The 2245-nt window shown below is 65.3% G+C and carries 1 protein-coding gene; it reads left to right on the forward strand.

The genetic code is table 11. The annotated features are described in order from the left end of the window. Positions 1 to 135: 135 nt before the first annotated feature. Positions 136 to 2245: autotransporter domain-containing protein (locus RMQ73_RS09915; protein ID WP_310498041.1), on the forward strand; the 2110-nt coding region annotated here is incomplete at its 3' end.

Consider the following 2245-nt stretch of genomic DNA (forward strand, 5'->3'; position numbering starts at 1 on the left):
ACGCGCAGCATCGGCGTGACCGGCACAAACAGCCGCGCACTGGCCATCACGTCGGGCGTGACCGGCAACATCAGCAATCGCGGCGTCCTGTCGGCCAGCGGCGCGGGCAGCACCGCGGTGCAAATTGCAGCCGGCGTGAGCGGCACAATCACCAACGGCGGCACCATCTCGGCCGGCACCGACCAGACATTCGATGCCACCAACAATCGCGTCCCCGCGGTTGCCGGGGTGGCCGGCGTGCACCTTGGTGCCTCGGTAGGCGGCGGCTTCATCAACGACCGTTTCTTTGTCGATGGCACTGGCGCCATCCAGCCGGCACCGGCCGATCCCAACAACACGCCCCTTTCGCTCGTGACGGCCAACATCACGGCCTTTGCCGGCGCGCCGGCCTTGCTGGTTGCGCCGATCGGTGATGACAATGTCACCATCGGTGTCGCTGGCACCGGCGACAATGCCTATGCCGTCATCAACCGTGGCAACATCCAGGCGCTGGGCCGCGATTCGGGCAAGGCGGCGTCGGCCGTGCGTTTCGGTGCCACCGGGTTGGCGCCGGGCCGGGTGATATTGGATGGCGGTTTTGCAAACCAGGCCAACGGCATCATCAATGTCTCCACCGTCGATGCCGCCGCCACTGGCATCGATGTGTCGGCAGGCGCGAGCGTCCCGACTGTGCGCAATGCCGGCACGATCGCGATCAGTGCGGCGCAGACCCCGGTGAATGGCGCGACGCCGGCTGGCACTGGCGGCACTGCCACGGCAATACTGGTCCGTCAGGGCGGCAGCCTTGCCAGTGTCGTCAACACCAACACCATCGACGTGGTGGCCACAGGCAGCAACAATGCCTGGGGTATCCGCGATCTTGCCGGGTCCATCACATCGGTCACCAACAGCGGCACCATCAGCACCTCACCGGGCGCAAACGGCGGCGCTATCGGTATCGCCATCGATTTGTCAGCAGGCACGGGTGCGGTTCAGATCAGCAACAGCGGCACCATTCGCGGCAACATCATCGGCGGCAGCGGCGCCACCAGTGTGCTGCTGACCGGCGGCACGGTAACCGGCAATCTGGCGCTTGGCGCCGGCGCCAATGTGCTGTCGCTTTCGGGCGGTGCCCGTGTTGTGGGCTCGATCTCCAGCATCGGCGGCGTGGACCTGTCCATCGCCGGCGTCACCACGCTTGATCTTTCGGGCAACAGCACGTTGCCGGTGTCCTCTCTGGCGATGACCGGTGCGTCCACTTTGGTCATCGGTGTGCGCTCTGGTCAGCCCGGCCTCGCCATTGCCGGCACCGCCAGCTTTGACGCCAACAGCCGGCTGCGCATCGCGGTCACCAATGTGACGCAAAGCCAGAACCTGACCCTGCTGACGGCAGCTGGCGGCATCACCGCAGCCAGCCCGTCGGCGTTGGTCGATGTCGCAGCCGTGCCGTTCCTCTATACGCTGGGCGCCGCCACTGTCGGCACCAACAGCATCGAAGTGACGCTGAACCGCAAGACCGCCGCACAGATCGGCCTCGCGCCCGGTGTCGGCAGCTTCTTCGACCAGTCGCTGGCGGCTCTGGCAGGGGACGCCACTGGCCTTGGCGCTGCCATCGGCAACCTGTCGTCGCAGGCTGACTTCCTCGGCGCCTATCGCCAGTTGCTCCCTGCCAGTTTCAGCCAGGCGCCGCTGCGGGTCGCCGCTGCCATGTCCGATGGCGGTTTTGGCAATATTTCACAGCGCCTGTCTTCGCTTCGCATCGCGGGCAAGACCAACGAGCTTGACCGCCGCGGCAGCCTCGGCCTGTGGGCCAGCGAGATCGGCAATTTCGCTCGCCAGCGCGAAGATGCCAGCGCGCAGGGTTTTGCGGCCAGCACGCTGGGCCTGAGCATCGGTGTCGACAAGCCGTTGTTCGGCCTTGATGCGCTGGGTATCGCTTTCAGCTTTGGCTGGTCCGATGTCGATTATGGCGGCATCCAGGGCCAGCCGTTGCTGATCAACACCCAGCAGGTCGATATCTATGCCGCCAAGTCCTGGGGCAATCTGTTCGTCGCGCTGAATGCCGGCGGCGGCCGCAACAGCAGCACAAGCCAGCGCACCAAGGCCATCGGCGCGCAAACCGGCACTATCGCGTCAAAATGGAGCGGCACATCCTTCAGCGGCAACCTGCAGGTCGGCTATACCTTTGAATTCGGGCGGTTGCGCATCATTCCGTCCGACACCATCAGCTATCTGTCTCTGCGGCAGAACAGCTTCACTGAAACCG

The sequence above is a fragment of the Sandarakinorhabdus sp. genome (assembly GCF_031430775.1).
GTDB lineage: Bacteria > Pseudomonadota > Alphaproteobacteria > Sphingomonadales > Sphingomonadaceae > Sandarakinorhabdus.